Source organism: Acetobacter cerevisiae, from assembly GCF_001580535.1.
Lineage (GTDB): Bacteria > Pseudomonadota > Alphaproteobacteria > Acetobacterales > Acetobacteraceae > Acetobacter > Acetobacter cerevisiae.
Window position 1 is genome coordinate 71,577 of sequence record NZ_LHZA01000157.1, and the last position, 23,657, is coordinate 95,233.

Here is a 23,657-nt window from a genome sequence, read left to right on the forward strand (position 1 = left end):
TTGCCGCTCTGGCAACAGAGAGGCGCGGTTCGAGCTTTCAGGAGTAAAGAAATGCCCAAGATGAAGACCAAGTCGTCGGTCAAAAAGCGGTTCAAAATCACCGCAACCGGCAAGGTGCTCTCAGGTCCGTGCGGTAAACGTCACGGCATGATCAAGCGTCCGCAGAAAATGAAGCGCACCAACCGTGGCGCACAGGTGATGACACCGCAGGACGGTCGTACCGTCAAGCAGTGGGCACCCTACGGGCTGGTTTGAGGAGCATCTGAGATATGGCACGTGTAAAACGCGGTGTAACAACCCACGCTCGTCACAAAAAAGTCCTGGACATGTCCAAGGGCTTTCGTGGCCGGTCTTCTACAAACTATCGCATTGCTCTGGAACGGCTTGAAAAGTCTCTCCAGTATGCATACCGCGATCGCCGGAACAAGAAGCGCGAATTCCGCGCTCTGTGGATCCAGCGTATCAATGCTGCTGTGCGTGAGCACGGCCTGACCTACAGCCGTTTCATCAACGGTCTGGACAAGGCTGGCATTGAAATCGACCGTAAAGTTCTGGCCGCCATCGCTTTTGATGACGCCGCAACGTTTGCGGAAATCGTGAAGAAAGCTCAGGCCGCTCTGGCTGCCTGAGGCTTCTGGCCGATTTGTCCTGAAAAAGGCCGTCCGCAAGGGCGGCCTTTTTTGTTCCGGCGGCTGTTTTTCTGGCTAAGGGGTTTTCTCTGCGCGGCTGAGCGGCTATCCGCCTCCTAGCATTTTCCCCTCTCGTGTGAGGTTTCATGAGCGACGATCTTGAGATTCTCCGGCAGGACGTCCTGTCGGAACTGGCCGGTGCGGCCGATATGCGGGCATGGGATGCCGTGCGTGTTGGTACACTGGGTAAATCAGGCCGCCTGACGGCGTTGCTCAAGGCACTGGGGAAAATGGCCCCGGACGAGCGCAAGGCGCGTGGCGTGGCGCTGAACCGCCTGCGCGATGACCTGACGCGGGCCATTGAGGACCGTGGGCGTGAGCTGGAAGCCGCTGCGCTGGAAGCCCGTCTGGTTGCCGAGCGTGTGGATGTCAGCCTGCCGCCACCAGCAACGGCACAGGGGTCTATTCACCCCATCAGCCGCGCTGTGGAAGAAATGACCGCCATTTTCGGGGCCATGGGCTTCAGCGTGGCGGAAGGGCCGGATATCGAGACGGACTGGCATAACTTCTCCGCCCTGAACACGCCGGACCACCACCCAGCCCGGACTGACCATGATACGTTCTATCTGCCGCCCGTGCCGGGGTTGGATGTTGCGCGCGTGCTGCGCACCCAGACCTCTGGCGTGCAGATCCGCACCATGCTCAGCCAGAAGCCGCCGATCCGCGTGATCTGCCCCGGCCGGACCTATCGTGCTGACCATGACGCGACCCATTCCCCCATGTTCCACCAGTGCGAAGGTCTGGTGGTCGGGCAGGGCATTACGCTGGGGCACCTCAAGGGCTGCCTGATTGAGTTTCTGCGGGTGTTTTTTGACAAGCCGGATCTGCCGGTGCGTTTCCGCTCCTCCTACTTCCCGTTTACCGAACCCTCCATGGAGGTCGATATCGGCTGGTCTCGCCGCACGGGTGAGATTGGTGGCGGGGAAGACTGGCTGGAAGTGCTGGGCTCCGGCATGATTCATGCCCGCGTGCTGGCCAACTGTGGTCTGGACCCGCGTGAATGGCAGGGCTTTGCCTTCGGGATGGGCGTTGAACGCCTGACCATGCTGAAGAACGGTATTCCCGATCTGCGTTCGTTCTATGAGAGTGATATTCGCTGGCTGCGTCATTACGGGTCTGACCCGCTTGCGCCCGCAATGCTGCACGAAGGGGTGTAAGACATGAAATTTACGCTTTCATGGCTGTATGACCATCTTGAAACCTCAGCCACGGTTGAGGAAATCTGCGTCAAGCTGAACCAGATTGGCCTTGAGGTTGAAGGGGTGGAAAACCCCGGTGCGGCGCTGGAACCGTTCCTGACCGCCCGTATTCTTGAAGCCACCCAGCACCCGAATGCCGACCGTCTGCAGGTCTGCCGTGTGGATGCCGGGCCGGGCATGAATGATGTGCAGGTTGTGTGCGGTGCGCCGAACGCGCGCGCCGGTCTGGCGGTCATTTTTGCAAAGCCGGGTACGTATGTGCCGGGGCTGGATATCACCATTAAGGCGGGCAAGATCCGTGGTGAAGCCAGCGGCGGTATGCTGTGCTCCCTGCGTGAGCTGGGTATGGGTGAAGATACTGGCGGCATTGCGGAACTGCCTGAGGATACGCTCCCCGGTCAGTCCTATGCCGATTTTGCCGGTCTGGACGATGTGGTGATTGAAATTGCCATTACCCCCAACCGGGGTGATGCGCTGAGCGTGCGCGGGATTGCGCGTGATCTTGCTGCTGCTGGTCTGGGCACGCTGCGTCCGTGGATGGCCGAGGCTGTTGAAGGGACGTTTGAGTCCCCCATCACGTGGGAAAATTCCTATCCGGAAGCCTGCCCGTGGGTGCTGGGGCGCACCATTCGTGGTGTGAAGAATGGTCCCAGCCCGGAATGGCTGCGTCGCAAGCTGGAAACCATTGGTCTGCGGTCCATTTCCACGCTGGTGGATATTACCAATTACTTCTGTTTTGATCTTGGTCGCCCGCTGCATGTCTTTGATGTTAAAAAACTTTCAGGCAGCCGTCTGACACTGTGTCATGGTGCCGGAGAGACCTTCAAAGCGCTGGACGGGCAGGACTATACGGTCACGCCGGATGACTGCGTGATTACCGATGCCAACGGTGTGCAGTCCGTTGCAGGCATTATGGGCGGGGACGCCTCCGGTGCGGATGAAGGCACGACAGACGTGTTCGTGGAATGTGCACTGTTTGACCCCGTGCATATTGCGCTGAGCTGCCGCCGTCTGGGTCTGTCTTCTGATTCCAGCTATCGCTTTGAGCGCGGTGTAGACCCGGCTCTGCCTGTGGCGGCTATGGAAGCCGCAACCCGCATGATTATTGAGCTGTGCGGCGGTGAGGCCAGTGAGGTTGTCTCTGCTGGTGAGCAGCCCAAATGGCAACGGGACGCCACGCTGCGGTTTAATCGCGTGCGGGATCTGGGTGGGCTGGATGTGCCTGCCGAGGAAAGTGTCGCCCTGCTCGAAAAGCTGGGCTTTGAGGTTCAGGAAAAGACCGACACCCACGTTCGGGCCAGCGTGCCGTCCTGGCGCAATGATATTGCCCAGAAGCCGGTTCTGGCTCAGGGCCGTGATCTGCCGGCTGATCAGGCCGCGCGCGCTGCCGAAGGTGTGGAACTGATTGAAGCCGAGAGCGATCTGGTGGAAGAAGTGCTGCGCCTGAAAGGGCTGGACGCTGTGCCGCCGGTGCCGCTGCCGTCTGTCAGCGTGGTGCCGGCTGTTGCTCTCACACCTCGTCAGGTGCGGGCTGCGCGGGCTCGTCGGGTTCTGGCAGCTCGCGGGCTGGTGGAAACTGTCGGTTTCTCCTTTGTCTCGCATGAGGATGCGCTGCGCTTTGGTGGCGCGCCGGACACCCTGCGTCTGCTGAACCCCATTGCGTCTGATCTGGACCAGATGCGCCCCACGCCCATGGTCAACCTGGTTGCGGCCAGCCAGCGCAATGCCGCGCGGGGCTGGGCGGATATCGGCCTGTTTGAAATCGGGGCCGGGTTCTCGGAAGACGGGCAGCAGCAGATTGCCGCGGGCCTCCGCGCGGGCCATACGCCGCGCTATCCGGGGCAGGTCAGCACGGCTGTGTCTCTGTGGACCGCCAAGGCGGATGCGCTGGAACTGCTCACGCAGCTTGGTGTCTCGGTTGAAGGCTTGAGTGCGACGCCGGATGCGCCGTCCTGGTATCATCCGGGCCGGTCTGGCGTGCTGCGTCAGGGGCCGAAAATGGTGCTGGGCTACTTTGGTGAACTGCACCCGTCTCTGTTGCAGGCGGAAGGCATTGATGTGCCGGTGGTGGGTTTTGAAATCCTGCTGGATGCCGTGCCGGAGCCGAAGCGCCGCCGAAAGGCCGCGCCGAAACTCTCAGCCTTCCAGCCAGTGCGGCGTGACTTTGCCTTTGTGGTGGCGCGCGACGTGCCGGGTGAAAAACTGCTGAAAGCCGTGAAAGGTGCGGACCGCAATCTTGTGTCCGATGTCAGCCTGTTTGACCTGTATGAAGGCGAGCATGTGCCGGAAGGTCATCGTTCCATGGGGGTGGAAGTCACCTTGCAGCCCGTGGACAAAAGCCTGACGGATGCGGAACTGGAAGCTGTTTCCGAGCGTATTGTGGCAGCTGTCGCCAAAGCAACAGGGGCAACCCTGCGCTAAGCAGGGCAGCATGACAGAAACCGGAAGCGGAGAGCCGCAGGCATGACATACCGGACGACACTCCTGAAACATGGAGCAAAGCTGGCGCTGCTTTCTGCCACGGTGCTTCTGTGCGGCACGCAGAGCCTGCGGGCGGAAGAGATTACCGGGGCAGGGTCCAGCTTTGCGGCCCCGCTTTATCAGGCATGGTCTGCGGCTTCGTCTGAAAGCACCGGAGTGAGGGTCAATTACCAGACCATCGGCTCCGGGGCGGGGCAGAACATGGTGCTGGCTGGTACGGTGGATTTTGGGGCGTCTGATGCGCCGATGGCACCGGAAAAGCTGGAGACCGGGCATCTGATGCAATTTCCCACCGGTATTGGCGGCATTGTGGTGATTGTGAATGTGCCCGGCGTGCCTGATGGGGCATTACGCCTGACAGGCCCTGTGCTGGCTGGTCTGTATGATGGCAGTATCAGCACGTGGAATGATCCGCGCATTGTGGTACTGAACCCGAACCTCAAGCTGCCTGATCTGCCGGTGGCCCCGCTGCACCGGGCGGATGGGTCTGGCACGACCTTTGTGTTTACGGATTACCTTGGCCGGGTGTCTCCCGAATGGAGCACGTCTGTCGGGCGTGGGACATCGGTTGACTGGCCAGTCGGGTCTGGCACGCGTGGGAATGACGGCATTGCGTCCTACGTGGCCAATACGGAAGGCAGCATTGGCTACGTGGAGTATGCCTACGCTGAGCGCAATCACCTGCCGATGGTGCAGTTGCAAAACAAGGCGGGCGGCTTTGTGACAGCCTCGGCAGAGAGTTTTGCTAAAGCTGCAGACTCTGCTGTGTGGGACGATAAGACTCTCACGGCACCCTTGTCTGACACTCAGGGCGAGGGGGCGTGGCCCATTGTGACCACAACCTATGTTCTGGTACCGCAGCGTCTGGCCGGCACCGCGCATGGGCAGGCAGTCCAGACGTTCTTCCGCTGGGGACTGACACATGGTGAGGAGGCCAGCCGCAAGCTGGATTACGTGCCTATCCCGGAGCGGGTGAAAACCATGGCGCTCGGGCTGTTGGATCAGCTTGTGCATCCGGGAACGCCTGCGGAATAGCATCCCGAGGCTTTTGACGGCTTAAGTGTCGAGAGATTGGGATAGAAAAGGGCGGACACATCATGTGCCCGCCCTTTTTGTTGTATATCGGCCCGGCCCGGCAGGCCGGCGTCAGTGCGGTGTATTCAGGCGCAGGCTGTTGCCGGCGAAAGAGAGGCTGCCTCTTTGGCGTCCTCTGCCTTAGTGTCCAGCAGATAGGGGGCTGCGGCCAGAATTTCCACAGCGAGCAACCGGCTTGTGGAAGATGCTGCCGGAAGCAGCGGAAGCGTTGCGCACCCATTGGTCCAGCGGCCTGCTGCGTTCTCTGGTGCATGCCAGCCGGGGAGTGTGCTGTCGGTCAGGTACGTGGTCAGCGTGTGTGGGGTGCCTGCCTGCACACACGTCACGTTGCCGACCAGCACGCCGAGCGTCCGGCGGTCATCTACAAAGGGTCCGATGCTGTCAGAGGGACGGCTTGCGCGTGAAACCAGAGAAACCTCAGTCACGTTTGGTGGGAGAAGGAAAATGGAGCGGCTCTGTTCGGTGCGCAGAGGGCGGAGGTGTGTGCCGGTTGAGGTGCGCAGATGCAGGTTCGCATCCTGCGTGGTCTGGTGCGGGAGCGTGGAGGCCAACAGACCAAGGGTCTGAGCGCGGGCCCTGAAGGTGTTAAACAGCGGTTCGACATCCTGCCGGGCAACGGTCAGGGTGGCGACGCTATCCTGCGCCCATGTTTTGGGAGCAGAGGGGAAGCACGTCAGCGGCCCCGGCTGGGTGAAGCTGCGGCGGTTGCCTGTATCCAGATAGCTTTCCGTCAGGGCTCCGTTTGCACGGATGACGGCATGCTGCGCTGTTTCAATATGAAAGCAGTCATACTGGCTGATTGTGGTGTCGTAGAGAATGGACGCACCATTCACCAGCATACGCACGGGCACAAAACAGCCATCAAAATAGAAGCAATGTTCGGGGGTTACGAGCAGATCTTCAAACGGCACATTATCGGCAAAGGCGTTTTTCAGGATACGGACCGGGCAGCCCGCGTCATCCGGGGTCAGGCCGGGTTGCACCGTGACAGGGCGTTTGCCGACCCAGATGATCTCCCTCAGTTCGGCATGGCCTTTGTCATAGGTCATGACCTCATCCCCAATGCGGAGATCTTCCACGCGTTTCAGAGCGCCTTCGGCTTCTATCAGCGTGCCGGGCAGGAAGCAGACCACGGCTTCGAGCTGGACTGTGCCATCATCCGTTTTGTCCAGTGTGAGGTGGGCGAGGTCGGACGAACTGAAGGTCAGGGTGTAGCTGGTCTGGCCATCGGTCACTGTTGCGGTGTTGCCGAAAACACTGAGCGTGGCAGTCCCGTCATCGGTGAGGGATGACAGGTTCAGCGTGTTACCGATTGTGAAATTGGCAAGCGTGGCGGAAAACGTGGAGGGGGACTGAAGGGTCAGCTTGCCGGTGTTGTCACTGAAGGTGATGGTCTCTGTGGAGGGGGCGGCCCCGTCCAGCACCAGAGAGGCACCGCTTGTAATGGTGACGTTCTGGTAGGACTGGTTGCCGGAAAGCGTCCACGCGCCGGCGACTGTCATGGTCTGGAAATTTTGTGCGCCGTCAAACGTGCCGGAACCGGAGAGATTGACCGTATTCGTGCCGCCGCCACCATCCACCGTGCCCGTGATGACCGAGCTGGTCTGGATGTTCAGCGTGTCATTCCCATCCCCGAACAGAATGGCGTCTGTGGTGCCGGAAATGGTGCCGGAGTTGGTAATGGTGTCATCCTTATCGTCATTGATATGGATGCCGTAGCCGTCCAGTCCCTGAATGGTGCCATCATTGACCAGCGTTGTGGCGTAAGGGGCATAGCCCTGACTGCTGTTGTCAATCAGGATCCCGTTCTGTGCACCGCTGATGGTTGCACCCGCATGGTTGGTAATGCTGCCACCGCCCAGCGCCAGACCTTCGCTGGTGTTTGGGTAACCATCGCTCCCGTTGCCGCCAGCGCCGGTGCCCTGAATAGTGCCGTAATTGTCGATAACGGAGTAGCCGTCGATATCCACGCCATCACCATCACCCGTGCCGGACCCATCGTAAGCGCCGGTGATCGTGCCGTAATTGGTGACTGTGCCTGTGCCGTCCGAGCCAACGCCGGAGCCATCTCGTCCGGTAATTTCGCCGCCAGCTTCATTCACCACCACAACATCCGTGCTGCTGGTAATGCCGTGCCGCGCAGCGGAAATGGTGCCGGAATTGTTGACGGTTCCGGAATGGTCCTGAAAATCGATGCCGTCATTCTTGGTGGCGCCGTTTGCGCCATCTGCGTAAATCTCACCGGCGTTGTTGATAACGGCGTTTTCACCGGGGCGGACGGCATCTGCATCCGTCGATTTGAGCACGCCGGTTGCGGTGTTGGTGATGGTGATGCTGGAAGCAGTTGCCAGTGAGTCAAAGTCGATCGCCTGCCCATCGGTTGTGGACTCAATCGTGCCACTATTGGTCAGGGCAATGGTGGCGGAGGGCATATCCGCATCAATCCGCACGCCATCATCCGAGCCTTCGATGGTGCCGGTATTGTTGATGGTCAGGTTTGCCCCGGAGACGGTTGCTGCCGTGCCGCTGGCTGTCGCGTCAATCCCGCGTTTGCCGGTGGACTGAAGGGTGCCGCTGTTTTCAATATCGAGGGTTTCGACGGAATCCAGATCAACAGACACCGTGGTTTTGCTGGTGCTGAGGGTGTTTGCGTTGGAATAGGTCTGGTCAGAATTCAGGGTAACCGTGTTGCTGCTCACGTCAGGCGTCCTCACTGGCTGGAGAAGCGTCCTGTAGCAAGTCTGATTGTCCCGAATAGAGGCTCGGAAGGCGATGTGTTAATATTTAACAAAACCTTCACTGGCGCTGTATGGGGTGGGGTTTTGTCCTCCTGCAAGATGCGTCTTGCGGGGGATATATGCAGTCATCCAGTACTCATCCCATTGTTGTCCCGACTTTCATCCACAGATTCTGTGGATAAAGCGGGGTGGGAAGGGCTACTGGAGCCAGATCTGTGAGAAAAAGAGCTTATTGACCTGAGTGTAAAAGAAATTCTTCAGGCGCGGCGAGGTGATGATGACATCATCTTTCTCAATCGCCGGGGCGATGGGAGCCTGTTCCATGACCAGATGGTCTACTTCCCGCCAGAGCTCATCCGTCTGGTGCTGGGTGAGGGAGACATCCGTTTTGGCACGGTCCATGAGCGCCTGAATGCGTTTGTCACAAAAGCCGGGGATGTTGATGGAGCTGTCCGAATTGGGGTGGAAGTTCTCACACCCCAGCAGGTCATCCAGAAAGTTGGAGGGGGACGGATAGTCCGCTGACCAGTCCTTCAGGGCAATCTGCACATGATTGCCGGAGTTCTGCATGTAATTGAACGCCATGGAACTGCTGAGCGGGCGGAGCGTGGCCTGATAGCCAATGTTTTGCAGCATGTCGCGCAGCCATGTGCCCATGGCGTAATCGATGCTCGTATTGGCTGTTACCAGCGTGACGTGCTGCCCGGCGGTCCCGCTTTCCCGCACCAGAGCGCGAGCCTTTTCCAGATCCGGCGCAGACCATTGTGCGGCAGGCGCGGCGGGTGAGGCGCCGCGGGTGTAGAAGCACTGGTCCGACGCGACGGGGAAGGACGAGGGCAACATGCCGCACAGAGGCCGGGCAATGCCGGGGCCGCCATACAGAATGACCATCGCCTTGCGGTTGAGCGCGTAATTAACGGCCTGCCGTGCCTTAAGCTGGTTGAAGGGCGGCAAATTGACGTTCATCGGGATGAAATACATGGCCGGATGGGGTGCGACATGGGTTTGCGCCGTAAAGCGGCTGCCCAGTTCGCCCAGCCTGTCCATGGGGACTGTGTCAGCCAGCCAGTCATACTGACCATTTTCAACAGCAGTCACGGCGGCCTCATCCGGAATGCCGAAGCTATATTCTATGCGGTCCGGGTATCCTTCGGGCTGGGCTTGGGCATCCCACACCCGGAAATACGGGTTACGGTCCAGATGCAGGAATTTGTTCGGGTCATAGGTGGTGATCCGATATGGCCCTGTGCTGGGGGCGGCCACATTGCCCAGATCGTGGTCCGGGGTTTCGGCAGGCAGAATGACGGCATGCGTGAAGGCCAGCTTTTGCAGAAATTCCGTATCGGGCCGGGCAAGGTGGAAGGTGACGGTGCGGTGGGCCGGGTCTTCCGTAATGCCGTCCTTGAGTGTGCAGGTCGCGGGGCTGCGCAGGCAGGCATCGGCTCCGGCAATAGCGGAATAGAAGGAGCCTGCCGTTGGAGAGCCAACCCGGAAAATGCGCCGGAAGGAGGCTGCAACATCTGCCGTGGTCAGGGGCTGACCATTGGAAAAACGGATGTTCGGGCGGAGGGTGAAGACATAGGTCAGGCCGCCATCCTGCGGGGCAGGGAGCGTTTCGGCCAGATCGGCCACAACATCATTGCCACGGGGGCCTGTCACTTTGCGGAAGGTCGTCAGACCGTCATACACGACCGCATAGAGATTGATGTATTTGCTGGTGTAATTGATCTGCGGGTCCAGCGTGCCGCCGGACGCTGCGGCGACCAGCCTGAGCGTGCCACCCCGATGGGCCGCCAGCGTTTCAGGCGTTTGGTCAACGGCTGTTTGGGCTATGGCCGTTGCCATGCTGGCGGCTGTTGTCAGGCCAGCCAGCAGGACGGCGGAACAGGAACGGTGCACGCCCCGGTGCATGAGGGTGCGGAAGGCGCGCATTCCTGTTCCTCTTTTAAGGCTTGTCGGCCGGGGCTTCGTTAACCGCAGGCTGATCAGTCTGCCCCGGAGGCGGGTCCATAAGGTGAGAGAAGTTCCTGTAGAGGGAACTGACCAGAAAAATGCCCAGAATCAGCGTGGCGATGACAATGCCAAGCCGCACGAGTTTGCCTTGCATAAGCCTGCGGTTCCTTAGCGCTGTGTCGTGGGATTGGTGGGAGGGCGGTACCAGCTCGGCCCGCGTTCCCCATGATGCGTTCTGGGGTGGTAGTAGTGATGATCATGATCATCCGCGCAAGCGCCAAGCCCCAGCAAGCCCAGCAGGAACAGGCCGGGCATCATCAACCGTGCAGAAATAGGAAAACGTTTCATCAGGCAACCATACCGGGATTTGAAGTGGGACGAAAGGGATGTGTGTCAGGCCCCGGCCACGCCGTTGCCCACCATATCCAGCGGGTTAACCAGCCTGTCAAAGGCCTCGCCGTCCAGATAGCCTGACTGCACGGCAGCCTCCCGCAGGCTGAGGTTCTGCTCCATGGCCCGATGCGCAATGTCCGCCGCTTTATCATACCCGATAGCGGGGCTGAGAGCGGTGACGAGCATGACGGAGCCATTCACATACTGAGCAAGACGCGGCTCATTCAATTCCGTTCCTTCCACGGAGAAAACTCTGAAATTCCGGCAGCCATCCGCCAGAATACGGATGCTGTGCAGACAGTTGGCCAGAATGACCGGGCGCATCACATTCAGGTCCAGCTGGCCCTGGCTGGCGGCAAAGCCCACGGTGGCATCATTGCCCAGAACCTGTGAGGCGATCATCACCATGGCTTCACACTGGGTCGGGTTAACCTTGCCGGGCATGATGGAAGAGCCGGGTTCATTTTCCGGCAGATGCAGTTCTCCCAGTCCGCAGCGCGGGCCGGAGGCCAGCAGGCGCATATCATTGGCAATTTTCAGGAGGGGGACCGCCAGCCCGCGTAAGCCCGCAGAGGCCCGGACCATGGCGTCCAGCCCGCCCAGAGCGGCAAACTTGTTGGGCGCGGTGACAAACGGGCGGCCTGTCAACTCGGCGATCTTGCTGGCAATGGCCTTGCTGAAACCTGCCGGGGCGTTCAGGCCGGTGCCGACGGCCGTGCCACCGGCGGCAAGCTGAAACAGACCCTCGCGCGCGGTGCGGAGATTGCCCAGAGCATCTTCCAGCATACAGGCCCAACCGGACCATTCCTGCCCGACGGTGAGCGGCACGGCGTCCTGCAGATGGGTGCGGCCAATTTTGACAACATTCATCCACTGGTCCGCTTTGCTCTGGATACTGTCGCTCAGGGCTTCCACAGCGGGGATCAGTCGGTCTTCTATTTCCAGCAGCGTGACGACGTGCATGGCAGTGGGGAAGGAGTCATTGCTCGACTGCCCCATATTAACGTCATCATTCGGATGCACCGGCGTCTTGGAGCCGACTTCACCTCCCGCAAGCTGAATGGCGCGATTGGCGATGACTTCATTCAGATTCATGTTGGTCTGGGTGCCGGAGCCTGTCTGCCAGACATAGAGCGGGAAATGGGCGTCCAGCTTACCGGCACAGATTTCATCCGCCACGCGGGCAATCAGATCAGCCTTCCATTGTGGCATCCGCCCGTCTGCCGCGTTGACCAGAGCGGCTGCTTTTTTCACCACCGCATAGGCATGGCAGAGGGGCAGGGGCATGTGGTCTTCCCCAATGGAAAAATGCACGAGGCTGCGCTGCGTCTGTGCCCCCCAGTATTTGTCTGCGGGCACTTTGATTTCGCCCATAGAGTCCCGCTCCATGCGGAACCCCGTTGCAGTCAGGCCTACTGGGCAGTCTGTGGTTTTGGGTGATGAGTTCATGATACGCATCCCGATTGTTCATGCCGGCCTCATGCCGTGGTGCGGAGGTCTGGCGTCCTTTTTCCAATATGGGGTGTGGCATAGCTGCCGCATGTCAGAATAAAGTCACATTGCAGCGAGGCTTCCTTCGCGCCAGAGCCCTTCTGCAAGGCAGGAAACGCGCCGGGGGCGGTAGGTTTTCGTCAAAGGAGTGTGTTAAAAGACACTCACATTCTGGAACGTCTGCCTTTCTGGTGCCTTATCACCGTGTAACAGGAAGATCTGATTGCAGAATAATCTGGCTGGAGGAGCAAAGAGGGTATGGCGGTAACGGGTTTGGCTGCGGTACTGCTTGCCATTGCGCTTCTTCTTGTCATTGTCAGCACGGTGCAGCCTATTGCCCGCAGGCTGGAGCTGTCTGAAACCGTGCTGCTGGCTATTGTCGGCATTATTATCGGGAGTCTGGCGGACCTCGCCCTGCGCACCACGCATACGTCGGCGCTGAACGGCATTGCGGAAACGCTGCTCGATTTTCCCATCAATAGTGAAGCGTTCCTGCTGATCTTCCTGCCTGTGCTGGTCTTTCAGGGCGCGCTGGCCATTGATGTGCGGCGTCTGGCGCATGAGGCCGCGACGGTGCTGCTGCTGGCTGTGGTGGCCGTTGTGGTCTCCACGGGTGCGATCGGGCTGGCGCTGTATCCGTTTGCAGAAATGCCGCTGGTGGTCTGCCTGCTGCTGGGTTCCATTGTGGCGACGACCGATCCTTCCGCTGTGGCCGGGATTTTCCGTGACATCGGGGCCGCAACGCGGCTGACGCGTCTGGTGGAAGGCGAGGCGCTGCTGAATGACGCGGCGGCGATTTCCATCTTCTCCATCCTGCTGCCGTCCGTCACGTTGCACCACGCCATTCATCCGGGCGAGGCGGTGATCTCGTTCGTGATCTCCTTTGTTGGCGCACTGATTGTGGGTGTGGTGTTCGGGCAGCTGACCCTGATGATGATTACGGCCCTCGGTGGCTCGGCAGCGGCGGAAATTACGCTGACCGTGGCACTCCCTTATGTGGCCTATATTGTTTCTGACGAATTTCTGGGCGTATCCGGCGTGGTTGCCACGGCGGCTGCCGGGCTGACGCTGTCGGTCTACGGGCCATCCACGGTCCGACCGCAAACATGGCTTTTCCTCAACCAGCTCTGGCAACAGCTTGTGTTCTGGGCGGGGTCTCTGGTGTTTGTGCTGGCCTCCATGCTGGTGCCGCATCTGCTGGTGGGTATGACCCGCTGGGACTGCGTACTGATCCTGATTGCCAGCGTCGCCGGACTAGCCGCGCGTGGGGCGGTGGTGTTTGGTCTGCTGCCTTTCCTCGCCATGACCAAGCTGGCGCCCCCTGTGCCGACACCATTCAAGGTTACCATGGTCTGGGGCGGTCTGCGCGGGGCCATTACGCTGGCGCTGGCGCTGGCTGTGACGGAGAACGAGCGCGTCTCCACGCCAGTGGCCCATTTTATCGGTATTCTCGCAACCGGCTTCGTGCTGATTACGCTGCTGCTGAATGGCACGACGCTGCGGTCTCTGGTGCTGTTCCTCAAGCTCGACAAACTCTCACCCATTGATGAAGCCATGCGGCATCAGGTGCTGAGCATTGGTCTGGAAAATGTGAAGGACCGGGCTGAAAAGCTGGCGGACGGCCTTGGCTTTTCCACCGATGCGACCGGCACCGTCATTGAGCAGGTGGACCGCCGCGCGCATGAAGAGCAGGCGGCCAACTCCTTTGATACCGCGCTGGGGGACACGCAGCGCGTGAACCTGGCGTTGATCACCATTGCCAGTCAGGAACGGTCTGTTCTGCTGGATCTGTTCCGTATTCAGGGCCTGTCCCGCCGGGTGATGGAAACCTTGCTCCGGTCTTCCGAAGCCGCGATTGACGGCGCACGGCTGGAAGGGCGCTTGGGGTATGTGCGGGCGCTCCGTAAGCGGCTGAGCCCGTCTCTGCGCTTTAAGGCAGCGCAGTGGATTCATAAAAACCTGCGCATCGACCGGCCTCTGATGCTGTGCATGGCCGAGCGTTTTGAAATGCTGATGGTGGCGCATTTCGTCTCCATTTCGCTCACGCGCTTTATGAGTGAGCGGCTGGAGCCGACGCTGGGCAGCCGTATTGGTGAGGTTGTGGCGGAGGTGCTGCAACGGCAGCGGAAGCTGCTGGATGAGGCGCTGGAAACCCTGCGTCTGCATTATCATGGCTATTCGGAAGCACTGGAAAACCGGATTTTCCGGCAGATTGTCCTGCGGCTGGAAGGGGAGGAATATGACTCCCTGCTGGCGGAATCTCTGATTAGTGACGAACTGAACCGTGAGCTGTTGAAAGAGCTGGAACGCCGCCGCCACCGGCTGGACAAGCCGCTGAGCTTTGATCTGCGCAGCGGGATTGAAAGCCGCTTGAAACATGCTGCCGTGTTCCGGGGGCTGCCCAATGCGGAACTGCATGATCTGGCAACCACCACGTCTCTGCGTTTTGTGGCCCCGCAGGAGCTGATCTGCCGCCGTGGGCGCAAGATCCGCAATATCTACTTCATCAGCGCGGGGCTGGCGGAATCGCATGTGGCGGAACGAGATGTTCTCTACGGCGCGGGTGACCTGATTGGCGCGCTCTCCACCATCAATAACGAGCGGTGCCCGGCCAATATCCGTGCCGTGCAGTTTGGGCATTTCATGGTTATCAGTGCCTCTCGCTTCCGGCGGCTGGTCGAAGAATACCCGCTGGTGCTGGAAAATATTGAACGGCTGCGGCGCAAGCGTGAAGAGGGCGAACGGGCCATCAAGCTGGTGCCCGGGGCCGCTCCGGGCGAGAAGGGCAGTGAACGCCCCGGTGTGGCCGCCAAAGCGTTGCTGAGGCTGGATGGCAAGATGCCGCCGTCTGTCTCTGCGAAGCCTGCGGATGATGCGGCGACGGGTGATGAGAAGTCAGAGCCGCCGTCTTCCTCCTCCAACTGAGGCAAAGGCCAGAGCATTCAGGTGCTCTGGCCTTTTTTTAGTGCAGAATAAAGTTTGTGATGATGTCCGTGAGCTTTCCAAACGGAGGCTTGAGGAGTGTTGCGGCGTTGAACCGCCCCTGCTTATAAATCCCGCGTGGATGGGTGAGGGTGATGAACCCTTCCTTGCCGTGGTAGGCTCCCATGCCACTGTCTCCCACCCCGCCAAAGGGCAGATCATCCTGAGCGTAGTGCAGCAATGTCCCGTTGAGCGTGACGTTGCCTGACACTGTGCGCTTCAGCAGTTTGTTCCGTTCAGCGCGCTTGTCTCCAAAGTAATACAGGGCCAGCGGTCGGGGGCGGGCGTTGATGAAGGCAATCGCTTCATCAAGGTGGCGATAGGTCAGCACAGGCAGGACGGGGCCGAAAATTTCTTCCTGCATGACCGCCATGTCTGGCGTAACATTCAGCAGCAGAACAGGGGCAAGGAGATGCTCGGCAGGTGCGTCCTGCCCCAGCCGAATGACCTGTGCTCCTTGTGCCTCAGCATCATGGACCAGACCGCTGAGCCGCTCGTAATGATGCGTATTGAGGATGGCTGTGTAATCGGGTGAGCCGGCATATCCGTTGGGGTGGAGTGTGTGTGCGGCCTCCTGATAGGCTTGTGCAAAACTGTCCTGATCCTGTTCGTGCAGCAGGACATAATCCGGGGCGATGCAGGTTTGGCCGGCGTTGGTCAGTTTGCCGTAGGCTACCCGCTCTGCCGCCTGCGTCATGGAAAAACCGGGTTCAATCACAACGGGAGACTTGCCGCCCAGTTCGAGCGTGACCGGTGTCAGGTTGCGGGCAGCGGCGACAGCTACTTTCTTTCCGACCGCTGTGCCGCCTGTAAACAGCAGATGGTCGAACGGCAGGGCTGAGAAGGCCGCCCCGACGTCAGCATCTCCCAAAACAACGGAAACCTGCTCAGGCGGAAACACAGCCTGAACAATTTTTGCGATGACGGCCGAGGTCGCGGGCGTGAGTTCCGAGGGTTTGAGCATGGCGCGGTTGCCTGCCGCAATGGCTGTGGCCAGCGGAACAAGAGCAAGGGAGACCGGGTAATTCCACGGGGCGATAATGCCCACGACGCCGACCGGCTGACGGATAACCCATGCGCGCCCAAACTGGAAATATGCAGAAACGTGGCGACGTTCCGGCTGCATCCAATGCCCCACATGCCGGATGAGATAGGTGATGGACTGCACCAGCGGGATCAGTTCCACAATGGCGCTTTCCCGCTCCGAGCGTTGGCCGAAATCTGTGTTCAGGGCGCGGGTGATTTCTGTGCGTCGCCTTAGAATTTCAGCTTTCAGGCGGCGGAGGGTAGCCCGACGCTGAGCCAGTTCGGGTGGGCCATCCCGCAGGAAGGCGGCGCGCTGTTGGTCGAGAAGGCGGGACAATTCAGAAGAGTGTGTGGGGGCGGGAACAGTGTCGGACATTGCGTCCTCCATGTTTACAGGGAAAACTTTTCTGGACAGGCTATGGAGGAAAACAAGTCCGCGTCAATAAAGTTTCTCTTGTAAACATAGGCCTCACGAATGAGTGATACTAAACAGCGGCCCTATCATCATGGGGATCTGCATCGCGCTCTGATCGACACAGCTCTTGCCATGTTGGCTGCCGATCAGACCTGGGCTTTTACGCTGCGGGAAGTGGCACGGCGTACCGGCGTCAGTCACGCTGCGCCCTATAAGCACTTTCGGGATAAAGAGGCACTTTTGCGGGAGCTGGCTCGTATTGGCTTTGTCCGGCTTGGGCAGGCGATGGAGACAGCACTGTTTCCAGGTCTGCCTTCTTCTCGCGAGAAATTTGTCGCTGCAGCTCAGGCCTGTATTGCCTTTGCATGTCATAGCCCCGGCTTGTATCGGCTGATGTTTAGTGCTGATGCGGATAAGGCGGCGGACCCACGCTTACATGAGGCCGCTATGGCGACGTTCGGGGTCCTGTTGCGCCTTCTGCAAGAGGGGCAACAGGATGGCCGTTTCCGCGCTGTTTCCATCACGGCACAGGCGGCAGCCAGCTGGGCGCAGGTGCATGGTCTGGCTATGCTGGCGATGAACGGTCAGCTTCTTGAAGAAAAAGTCGGGCCAGATCCGGTCCGGGCCGCTCTGGATGTGCTGATGGATGGGCTGTCTCAGAGCTCCCGTAAGGGACACTGAAACCTTTATGGCCTCAATCTGGTGATCGGCTAGAGTCTGACATCCGACAGAAAAGCAGTTTAGGGCGGCGTTTGCCGGAATTGGGCGGATGGTCGGGCAGATTTAAACGACCTCTGCACGTATCGCATAAAAAAGGCGCTCTGCATGAAAGCAAAGCGCCTTTTCTGGCCATGGACGGCCGGTTGCTTTTACAGTCGGCTGATGGGCGGGCGAACGTCGCTCTGGCGTAGGGCCAGACCGAACTGGAGCCAGCCGATACCGCTGGTAATCAGTTCAACCCCAACGAAAGTGCCAATCAGCCACAGGCCGGACCAGGGCAGGGTGAAATACAGGGACAGGCCGACCAAAAGGCTGATCAGCCCGCCAGCCAGCACAATGCCCCAGCCGGGCAGGCTGCGATACTGGATGGCCATAAGGCTGCGCATCACACCCACTACAATAAAGCAGGCGGCGGCAAACAGGGTGATCATCACAGAGCCGGTGGCGGGTTCTTCAATAATCATGCCGCCAGCCACGATATAAAGCAGGCCGAACAGCGCGGAGAACAGGACGCCACCCCATTCCCGCACAGCAAAGGCATGGGCAACCTGAAATGCGCCGGCAATAATCAGCAGAATGCCAATAAAAATTGTACTGGCCAGCGTGACGGAAATGGCATCGACGCAGGCAATAAATCCCAGCGCAATCAGCACCGCGCCCAGAGCGACAAACATCGCCCATTTTTTAGCGAACGGCATGGTGGTTTTTCCTTATTCTTTAGAGGTGTTTCTGAAAATCATGGAACAATCTAAGGCACGCACGGCGGAAATACTATCTGTAAAGGCACGCTTTTCCGGCTCTGAGCGGGGTTGCATGCCGTTATCTGGTATGAGCAGGCAGAAGGCGATGAGTTGACAGAAAGCCCCGCTTTCCGTAATGGCTGCTCCCATTGCCGGGAATGTGGACAGGACGGCCGATGCAGGTGGACAGATGCTCCCACCCGCCGGTGATACGGACTGCGCCCGCTCTGATCCACGGGGGACGGAGACTACCGGCACCATGATGAGACACAGATAACAGTGTGACTCACGCAGACAGAGAAGAGAAGAGCGCCCTATGAGCAAGCGCCTCGAGAGCAAATATAAGATTAACCGTCGTCTTGGCGTTAACCTGTGGGGCCGTGCGAAGTCCCCGGTTAACCGTCGTGAATACGGCCCGGGTCAGCATGGTCAGCGCCGTAAAGGCAAGCCGTCTGACTACTCTGTCCAGCTGATGGCAAAGCAGAAGCTGAAGGGTTACTACGGTAACATCAGCGAAAAGCAGTTCCGTCGCTACTATCAGGAAGCCGTGCGTCGTAAGGGCGATACGTCTGAAAACCTGATCAACCTGCTCGAGCGTCGTCTGGATGCGGTCATCTACCGCATGAAATTCGCCATCACGCCGTTCGCTGCGCGTCAGTTCATCAGCCATGGCCACATCACGGTCAACGGCCGCAAGGTGAACATCCCCTCCTATCTGGTGCGGGACGGGGACGTGATCGAAATCCGTGAAAAGTCCAAGCAGCTGGCTATCGTGCTGGATGCCACCCAGACGGGTGAACGCGACGTTCCGGAATACATGGACGTTGATCACCGTCAGATGAAGGGCACGTTCGTCCGTGGTCCGAAGTTCGCTGATGTGCCGTATCCGGTGCAGATGGAACCGAACCTGGTGGTCGAATACTACTCTCGTTAATCGGCGCTTCGGCCCGATTTGTGCTGCGCCGGGTGGAGGGTTTTTCTCTCCATCCGGCGTTTGCCGTTTTACCCCGTATCTTTTCCAGCCGGATTGTCTGTCATGTCTGAAACGCTCGCACCTGACCTCAGCACGGAAATTGCCCGCCGCCGTACGTTTGCGATTATCTCGCACCCGGATGCTGGTAAAACCACGCTGACGGAACGCATTCTGCGGGCAGGTGGCGCTATTCAGCTGGCCGGGAACGTGCGGGCCAAGGGTGAGCGGCGGCGCACCCGGTCTGACTGGATGTCCATTGAGCGTGACCGCGGGATTTCCGTCGTCAGCTCTGTGATGACCTTTGAATATGGCGGGTGCATTTTCAACCTGCTGGATACACCGGGTCATGAAGACTTCTCGGAAGATACCTACCGCACGCTGACGGCGGTGGACTCTGCCGTGATGGTGATTGACGCCGCCAAAGGTATTGAGGACCGGACGCGCAAGCTGTTCGAAATCTGCCGTCTGCGTGATATTCCGATTGTCACCTTCATCAACAAGATGGACCGTGAAGCGCAGGACCCGTTTGCGCTGCTGGATGAAATTGCCTCTGCTCTTGCGCTGGATACGGCACCCGCCACATGGCCGATTGGCCGCGCCGCCGGGTTTGTTGGGACTTATGACCTGCGCACTAAAGAAGTGCATACGCAGGAAACGCTGGCCCAGTCCGACCCGCGCATGATGCAGCTTTCAGAAGAGCTGGAGCTGGCGGAAGCGGCTCTGCCTGAGTTTGACCGCGAGTCCTTTGACGCCGGGCATCTGACGCCGGTTTTCTTCGGGAGCGCCATGAAGGAAATTGGCGTGACGGACCTTTTGAATGCGCTGGTCGCGTTTGGGCCGTCCCCGCGAGATCAGGTTGCGGAAAGCCGGACGGTCAAGGCCGATGAAGAAGGCATGACCGCGCTGGTCTTTAAAATTCAGGCCAATATGGACCCCAACCACCGGGACCGTATTGCCTTCGCCCGGATTTGTTCCGGTAAGCTGACGCGCGGCATGCGCCTGCGCCACAGCCGCACCGGCAAGAATTTTGCCGTGCATACCCCGCAGTTCTTTTTTGCGCGGGACCGGCAGCTGGCGGAAGAAGCCTTTGCGGGCGATGTGGTGGGGATTCCCAACCACGGTACGCTGCGCATTGGCGATACGCTGACGGAGAGTGAAGACCTGAAATTTACCGGTGTGCCGCACTTTGCCCCGGAAATTCTGCGTCGCGTGCGGCTGGATGACGCCATGAAGGCGAAGAAGCTGAAGCAGGCGCTCACCCAGCTTGCGGAAGAAGGCGTGGTGCAGCTCTTCAAACCGCAGGATGGCGCACAGCCGATTGTGGGTGTGGTTGGCACACTTCAGTTCGACGTGCTTCAGGCGCGGTTGAGGGCGGAATATGGTGTGGCGATCGGGTTCGATAGCATCCCATTTTCTCTGGCCCGCTGGGTGACTGGCCCGCGCGAGAAGATTGAAGCCTTTGCCATGGCAAATCGGTCTTCCATGGCGGATGATCTGGATGATGATCCGGTGTTCCTGGCCACATCAGCCTTCATGATGCGTCGCACGCAGGAACAGAACCCGGATATCACCTTCCACGATATCAAGCAGATCGGGATTGAAATTAAATAATCCCGCCTAGCGCCGCTTTTCCGTCAGGCAGACGGCAAAAGCGAGCGCTGGCAAGGCGGCTCCCAGAGCAGAGGCCAGCGGCCAGCCGCCATAGGCGTAAGCCCAGCTGCCAAGGGCTGAGCCAGCCGCACCGCCCATGAAGAAAATCGCCATATAAAGCCCATTCAGGCGGGCGCGGTTTTCTGCGGGCAGCACAAACAAAGCGCGCTGCCCCAGCACCAGATTGGCGGTAACGCCGAAATCAATCACAATTCCCGCCAGTGCCAGCACACCGATAAAAATGGATTGCGGCATAACGACACTTGTCAGAAAGGCGAGGGAAACCAGCGCCATGGCGGCAAGCGTTGCAGGCCATGTCCAGCCTCTGTCGGCAATGCGTCCGGCAATAGGGGCTGCAATAGCCCCGGCAACACCCACAAAAGCAAAAAGAGCAATCTGCCCCTGAGAAAACAGGAATGGGGGAGCGGCCAGAAGCAGGGGCGTTACCGTCCAGAACAGGCTAAATGCGCCAAACAGACAGGCGTGATAAAACGCTCGCCGTTGCAGAATTCTTGTGGTGAGCAGGAGGGTGCCCATAGAGCGGAGCAGGGCCCCATAAGGGCTGCGGGTTGTAGGCCTGCGTTCCGGCAGGACGCGCTGGAGCAGGATGGACAGGGCCAGCATGATCCCGGCAGAGATCAGGAAAATGGTGTGCCAGGATGAAAATTCCGTCACAAAACTGGAGACGGGGCGCGCCAGCATAATGCCCAGCATCAGGCCGCTCATGACATTGCCCACCACGCGCCCGCGTATGGCTTCCGGCGCCAGACTGGCGGCAAACGGCACCAGAATTTGCACCGCGACAGACAGAATGCCGACCAGCCCAATGGCCAGCAGGAAGGGCAGCGGGTGGTGTGAAAAGGGCAACGCCAGCAGTGCGAGCATGACAAGCCGCGTCATCCACACAATCAGGCTGCGGTTTTCCAGCAAATCGGCCAGCGGGACAATCAGCAGCAGGCCGAGGCAGTAGCCAATCTGGGTGATAGTGACAATTAAGCCGGACTGGCTTTCCGGCATGGCAAGTGTTGCGCTGATAGGACCAGCCAGAGGCTGTGCATAATAAAGGTTGGCGACAATCAGACCGCACGCGGCCGCAATGACTCGGATCAGGTTCGGGCTGGGGCCAGCCTGTTGTGTGGGGTCTTGGGCTACAGGCGGAGGCTGATCGGTCATGAACGGGCGGCTGCCAGCAGCGCGCGGGAGGTCGGGAGCAGGTCAGGGCGGCTTAGCCAGGTATCAATGTCCGCATGCGGGACAAGGGCGAGCTGGTCATATTCCTGATTGGCCCCGTTTTTCCAGTGCGCCTCGACGGCGCTGAAAGACAACGGAGTGCGCATGGGAATGCCGATATCCAGAATGCGGGTGCCCGGATGGCGGGCGATAAGCTGGGGTGCGCCGATTGCCAGGTTTTCGCCTGTCAGCCCGAGCTCTTCCTCGGCTTCAGCCAGAAGCTGTTCGTCCAGATGGACGGCTGTGCTGTCTCCGCGTCGTTCAATGCTACCGGCTGGCGGACTTTGCCAGAAATTGCCCTGATACAGAGAAGATGGGTTGCGCCGACCCAGAACATAACCTTCCGGCGTTTCCAGCAGGCCGATGACGGCGAGCGGTTGCAGCCGAAGGTGAGTGAACAAAGCCGGGTTTTTCATTTGCGCGAGAACTGAACGATAGTCCGTCCAGTGGCCGGAAATTTCGGTGCGGGTCACGCGGTCTGCTGAGAAAACGCAGCCGTTAAAAAGAGCAGGAGTTTTGTGGCAGGCTTCTGCCCAGATGCGCGTAATTTCGGCCTCTGTTTCCGCCGTATGCCGGGGCACATGCGGGGTGACCGTAATGGTGCAGGAGGGGGAAAGCCGCAGGATGGGCCATTGACCGGGAAAGCTGGGTATCATGCGGTGATGATACGCATGACAGCGAAACACGTGTCAAAAAACTGTCGATGAACACTGAGAAATGTTCAGAAAAAACAGGAGGCGGACAAAGCCGCACTCCCGTTTTTCAGGGTGATCAGACGAGCTGCTGTTTAAGAGCGGCTGTGAGATCTTTCGTCGTCGCGTTACCGCCCAGATCCTTCGTGCGGACGGGGCCTTCCGTAATGACCTTCTTGATAGCGTGGTCAATACGGTCTGCCAGATCCTGACGGCCCACATGCTGGAGCATCATGACGGCAGCCAGCAGCAGAGCCAGCGGGTTGGCAATGCCCTGTCCGGCAATGTCAGGCGCAGAGCCGTGCACGGCTTCAAACACCGCAGCTTTTTCACCAATGTTTGCACCCGGAGCCATGCCCAGACCGCCAACAAGGCCCGCCGTCAGATCGGACAGGATGTCACCAAACAGGTTGGTGGTGACAATCACGTCGAACTGCCAGGGGTTGAGGACCAGCTGCATGGCGCAGGCATCCACAATCCGCTCGTTAAAGGCGATGCGGCCTTTATATTCCTCAGCAACCTTGCGGCCTTCTTCAAGGAACAGGCCGGTCAGCAGTTTGAGGATGTTGGCTTTGTGGACGAGGGTTACCGTCTTGCGGTTGTTTTTGAACGCATACTCAAAAGCAAATTTCACAATGCGGCGGCACTCAACACGGGAGTTGAAGCCGGTGCTCAGGGCAATGCCCTTCGGGTCGTCACCAACCGGAACGTAATGTTCCATGGCGGCGTAGTAGCCTTCAAGATTTTCACGGAACAGGACCAGATCAATCTTGTCGAACTTGCCACCGGGAACAATCGTCTTGGTCGGGCGCAGGTTGGCGAACAGCCCGAACTCCTGACGCAGTGTGACGTTGATGGATTTGAAGCCGCCCCCAACCGGCGTGGTCAGCGGGCCTTTCAGAGCAAGGCCGGTGCGGCGGATGCTCTCGATGGTCTGTTTGGGCAGCGGGTCATTGACCGCATCCACCCCGGCCATCCCGGCAAGCTGGCGGTCCCACACAAACGGGGCACCGACGGCGTCAAGAAGTTCGGTAACCGATTCAACAATCTCAGGGCCGATCCCATCACCGGCAATAAGAGTAGCGGGGATGGTTTTGCTGTCTGTCGTCATTCTGGAAGCTCCCTTCACTTCGCAGCTTTTCTGCTCTTCTTCGGTCCGGCAGGCGATTCCCAATTGCGTGACCAGTTGC

19 protein-coding genes are annotated in these 23,657 nt (G+C 59.3%); 9 read left to right on the forward strand and 10 right to left on the reverse strand.

The features are described from left to right. Nucleotides 1-51: 51 nt before the first annotated feature. The 5 genes from rpmI to pstS all read left to right on the forward strand — a co-directional run bounded on the left by rpmI (nt 52) and on the right by pstS (nt 5,404). Nucleotides 52-255 (forward strand): 50S ribosomal protein L35, encoded by a 204-nt coding sequence (gene rpmI, locus AD928_RS13205; protein ID WP_006557067.1) that lies wholly within the window; start codon nt 52-54, stop codon nt 253-255. Nucleotides 256-269: 14 nt separating this feature from the next. Beyond that, nucleotides 270-629 carry a 50S ribosomal protein L20 gene (gene rplT / locus AD928_RS13210; RefSeq protein WP_025825489.1) on the forward strand — a complete coding sequence of 120 codons (360 nt, stop codon included), beginning with the start codon at nt 270-272 and terminating at the stop codon, nt 627-629. Nucleotides 630-775: 146 nt separating this feature from the next. Further along, nucleotides 776-1,846, forward strand: coding sequence for a phenylalanine--tRNA ligase subunit alpha (gene pheS / locus AD928_RS13215; RefSeq protein WP_062251027.1), 1,071 nt, complete (start codon nt 776-778; stop codon nt 1,844-1,846). Between the two features lie 3 nt (nt 1,847-1,849). Beyond that, nucleotides 1,850-4,309 (forward strand): phenylalanine--tRNA ligase subunit beta, encoded by a 2,460-nt coding sequence (pheT, locus tag AD928_RS13220; protein ID WP_062251028.1) that lies wholly within the window; start codon nt 1,850-1,852, stop codon nt 4,307-4,309. Nucleotides 4,310-4,351: 42 nt separating this feature from the next. Next, nucleotides 4,352-5,404: a phosphate ABC transporter substrate-binding protein PstS gene (pstS, locus tag AD928_RS13225; protein ID WP_062251029.1), complete on the forward strand. Its 1,053-nt coding sequence runs from the start codon at nt 4,352-4,354 to the stop codon at nt 5,402-5,404. A gap of 125 nt (nt 5,405-5,529) precedes the next feature. Here the strand turns inward: pstS and AD928_RS13230 are convergent, their stop codons facing one another. From AD928_RS13230 to fumC, 5 genes are all read right to left on the reverse strand, one after another. Continuing rightward, nucleotides 5,530-8,163 (reverse strand): Hint domain-containing protein, encoded by a 2,634-nt coding sequence (locus AD928_RS13230; RefSeq protein ID WP_233420074.1) that lies wholly within the window; start codon nt 8,161-8,163, stop codon nt 5,530-5,532. Nucleotides 8,164-8,400: 237 nt separating this feature from the next. Then, nucleotides 8,401-10,134, reverse strand: coding sequence for an ABC transporter substrate-binding protein (locus AD928_RS13235; RefSeq protein ID WP_233420075.1), 1,734 nt, complete (start codon nt 10,132-10,134; stop codon nt 8,401-8,403). Nucleotides 10,135-10,147: 13 nt separating this feature from the next. Further along, nucleotides 10,148-10,309 (reverse strand): hypothetical protein, encoded by a 162-nt coding sequence (locus tag AD928_RS14850; protein WP_156470204.1) that lies wholly within the window; start codon nt 10,307-10,309, stop codon nt 10,148-10,150. Nucleotides 10,310-10,323: 14 nt separating this feature from the next. Then, the gene (locus tag AD928_RS14855) at nt 10,324-10,503 is read right to left on the reverse strand and encodes a hypothetical protein (protein ID WP_156470205.1); all 180 of its coding nucleotides are present in this window, start codon (nt 10,501-10,503) and stop codon (nt 10,324-10,326) included. Between the two features lie 45 nt (nt 10,504-10,548). Further along, nucleotides 10,549-11,997, reverse strand: a complete 1,449-nt coding sequence (fumC, locus tag AD928_RS13240) for a class II fumarate hydratase (protein ID WP_062251157.1) — start codon at nt 11,995-11,997, stop codon at nt 10,549-10,551. A 300-nt stretch (nt 11,998-12,297) separates the two neighbouring features. Here fumC and AD928_RS13245 point away from each other — a divergent pair, with 300 nt between their 5' ends. Beyond that, complete coding sequence (locus AD928_RS13245) at nt 12,298-14,964, forward strand: cation:proton antiporter (protein WP_156470206.1); 2,667 nt, start codon at nt 12,298-12,300, stop codon at nt 14,962-14,964. A 37-nt stretch (nt 14,965-15,001) separates the two neighbouring features. Here AD928_RS13245 and AD928_RS13250 read toward each other — a convergent pair whose 3' ends face one another. Next, on the reverse strand, nt 15,002-16,423 hold the full coding sequence (locus tag AD928_RS13250; RefSeq protein WP_062251031.1) for a coniferyl aldehyde dehydrogenase: 1,422 nt from the start codon (nt 16,421-16,423) through the stop codon (nt 15,002-15,004). 99 nt (nt 16,424-16,522) lie between these two features. Here AD928_RS13250 and AD928_RS13255 point away from each other — a divergent pair, with 99 nt between their 5' ends. Beyond that, nucleotides 16,523-17,143, forward strand: a complete 621-nt coding sequence (locus AD928_RS13255; RefSeq protein ID WP_062251032.1) for a TetR/AcrR family transcriptional regulator — start codon at nt 16,523-16,525, stop codon at nt 17,141-17,143. 188 nt (nt 17,144-17,331) lie between these two features. Here the strand turns inward: AD928_RS13255 and AD928_RS13260 are convergent, their stop codons facing one another. Further along, nucleotides 17,332-17,880: an HdeD family acid-resistance protein gene (locus tag AD928_RS13260; RefSeq protein WP_062251033.1), complete on the reverse strand. Its 549-nt coding sequence runs from the start codon at nt 17,878-17,880 to the stop codon at nt 17,332-17,334. A 358-nt stretch (nt 17,881-18,238) separates the two neighbouring features. On the opposite strand from AD928_RS13260, the gene rpsD reads away from it, so the two are divergent. Together rpsD and AD928_RS13270 are read left to right on the forward strand one after the other, a co-directional pair. Continuing rightward, nucleotides 18,239-18,856 carry a 30S ribosomal protein S4 gene (rpsD, locus tag AD928_RS13265; RefSeq protein ID WP_043552390.1) on the forward strand — a complete coding sequence of 206 codons (618 nt, stop codon included), beginning with the start codon at nt 18,239-18,241 and terminating at the stop codon, nt 18,854-18,856. A gap of 102 nt (nt 18,857-18,958) precedes the next feature. After that, nucleotides 18,959-20,506 (forward strand): peptide chain release factor 3, encoded by a 1,548-nt coding sequence (locus tag AD928_RS13270; RefSeq protein WP_062251034.1) that lies wholly within the window; start codon nt 18,959-18,961, stop codon nt 20,504-20,506. 6 nt (nt 20,507-20,512) lie between these two features. Here the strand turns inward: AD928_RS13270 and AD928_RS13275 are convergent, their stop codons facing one another. The 3 genes from AD928_RS13275 to AD928_RS13285 all read right to left on the reverse strand — a co-directional run bounded on the left by AD928_RS13275 (nt 20,513) and on the right by AD928_RS13285 (nt 23,578). Next, nucleotides 20,513-21,718 carry an MFS transporter gene (locus AD928_RS13275; protein ID WP_062251035.1) on the reverse strand — a complete coding sequence of 402 codons (1,206 nt, stop codon included), beginning with the start codon at nt 21,716-21,718 and terminating at the stop codon, nt 20,513-20,515. After that, the gene (locus AD928_RS13280) at nt 21,715-22,431 is read right to left on the reverse strand and encodes a hypothetical protein (RefSeq protein ID WP_062251036.1); all 717 of its coding nucleotides are present in this window, start codon (nt 22,429-22,431) and stop codon (nt 21,715-21,717) included. Before AD928_RS13280 ends, AD928_RS13275 begins: the two co-directional genes overlap by 4 nt. A gap of 115 nt (nt 22,432-22,546) precedes the next feature. Beyond that, on the reverse strand, nt 22,547-23,578 hold the full coding sequence (locus AD928_RS13285; RefSeq protein WP_062251037.1) for an isocitrate/isopropylmalate dehydrogenase family protein: 1,032 nt from the start codon (nt 23,576-23,578) through the stop codon (nt 22,547-22,549). Nucleotides 23,579-23,657: the final 79 nt, after the last annotated feature.

Excerpts from the sequence above, each read along its gene's own strand:
- rpmI (WP_006557067.1), top strand. The coding sequence starts at position 52 with ATGCCCAAGATGAAGACCAAGTCGTCGGTCAAAAAGCGGTTCAAAATC.
- rplT (WP_025825489.1), top strand. The coding sequence starts at position 270 with ATGGCACGTGTAAAACGCGGTGTAACAACCCACGCTCGTCACAAAAAA.
- pheS (WP_062251027.1), top strand. The coding sequence starts at position 776 with ATGAGCGACGATCTTGAGATTCTCCGGCAGGACGTCCTGTCGGAACTG.
- pheT (WP_062251028.1), top strand. The coding sequence starts at position 1,850 with ATGAAATTTACGCTTTCATGGCTGTATGACCATCTTGAAACCTCAGCC.
- pstS (WP_062251029.1), top strand. The coding sequence starts at position 4,352 with ATGACATACCGGACGACACTCCTGAAACATGGAGCAAAGCTGGCGCTG.
- AD928_RS13235 (WP_233420075.1), bottom strand. The coding sequence starts at position 10,134 with ATGCGCGCCTTCCGCACCCTCATGCACCGGGGCGTGCACCGTTCCTGT.
- AD928_RS14850 (WP_156470204.1), bottom strand. The coding sequence starts at position 10,309 with ATGCAAGGCAAACTCGTGCGGCTTGGCATTGTCATCGCCACGCTGATT.
- AD928_RS14855 (WP_156470205.1), bottom strand. The coding sequence starts at position 10,503 with ATGAAACGTTTTCCTATTTCTGCACGGTTGATGATGCCCGGCCTGTTC.
- fumC (WP_062251157.1), bottom strand. The coding sequence starts at position 11,997 with ATGAACTCATCACCCAAAACCACAGACTGCCCAGTAGGCCTGACTGCA.
- AD928_RS13245 (WP_156470206.1), top strand. The coding sequence starts at position 12,298 with ATGGCGGTAACGGGTTTGGCTGCGGTACTGCTTGCCATTGCGCTTCTT.
- AD928_RS13250 (WP_062251031.1), bottom strand. The coding sequence starts at position 16,423 with ATGTCCGACACTGTTCCCGCCCCCACACACTCTTCTGAATTGTCCCGC.
- AD928_RS13255 (WP_062251032.1), top strand. The coding sequence starts at position 16,523 with ATGAGTGATACTAAACAGCGGCCCTATCATCATGGGGATCTGCATCGC.
- AD928_RS13260 (WP_062251033.1), bottom strand. The coding sequence starts at position 17,880 with ATGCCGTTCGCTAAAAAATGGGCGATGTTTGTCGCTCTGGGCGCGGTG.
- rpsD (WP_043552390.1), top strand. The coding sequence starts at position 18,239 with ATGAGCAAGCGCCTCGAGAGCAAATATAAGATTAACCGTCGTCTTGGC.
- AD928_RS13270 (WP_062251034.1), top strand. The coding sequence starts at position 18,959 with ATGTCTGAAACGCTCGCACCTGACCTCAGCACGGAAATTGCCCGCCGC.
- AD928_RS13275 (WP_062251035.1), bottom strand. The coding sequence starts at position 21,718 with ATGACCGATCAGCCTCCGCCTGTAGCCCAAGACCCCACACAACAGGCT.
- AD928_RS13280 (WP_062251036.1), bottom strand. The coding sequence starts at position 22,431 with ATGATACCCAGCTTTCCCGGTCAATGGCCCATCCTGCGGCTTTCCCCC.
- AD928_RS13285 (WP_062251037.1), bottom strand. The coding sequence starts at position 23,578 with ATGACGACAGACAGCAAAACCATCCCCGCTACTCTTATTGCCGGTGAT.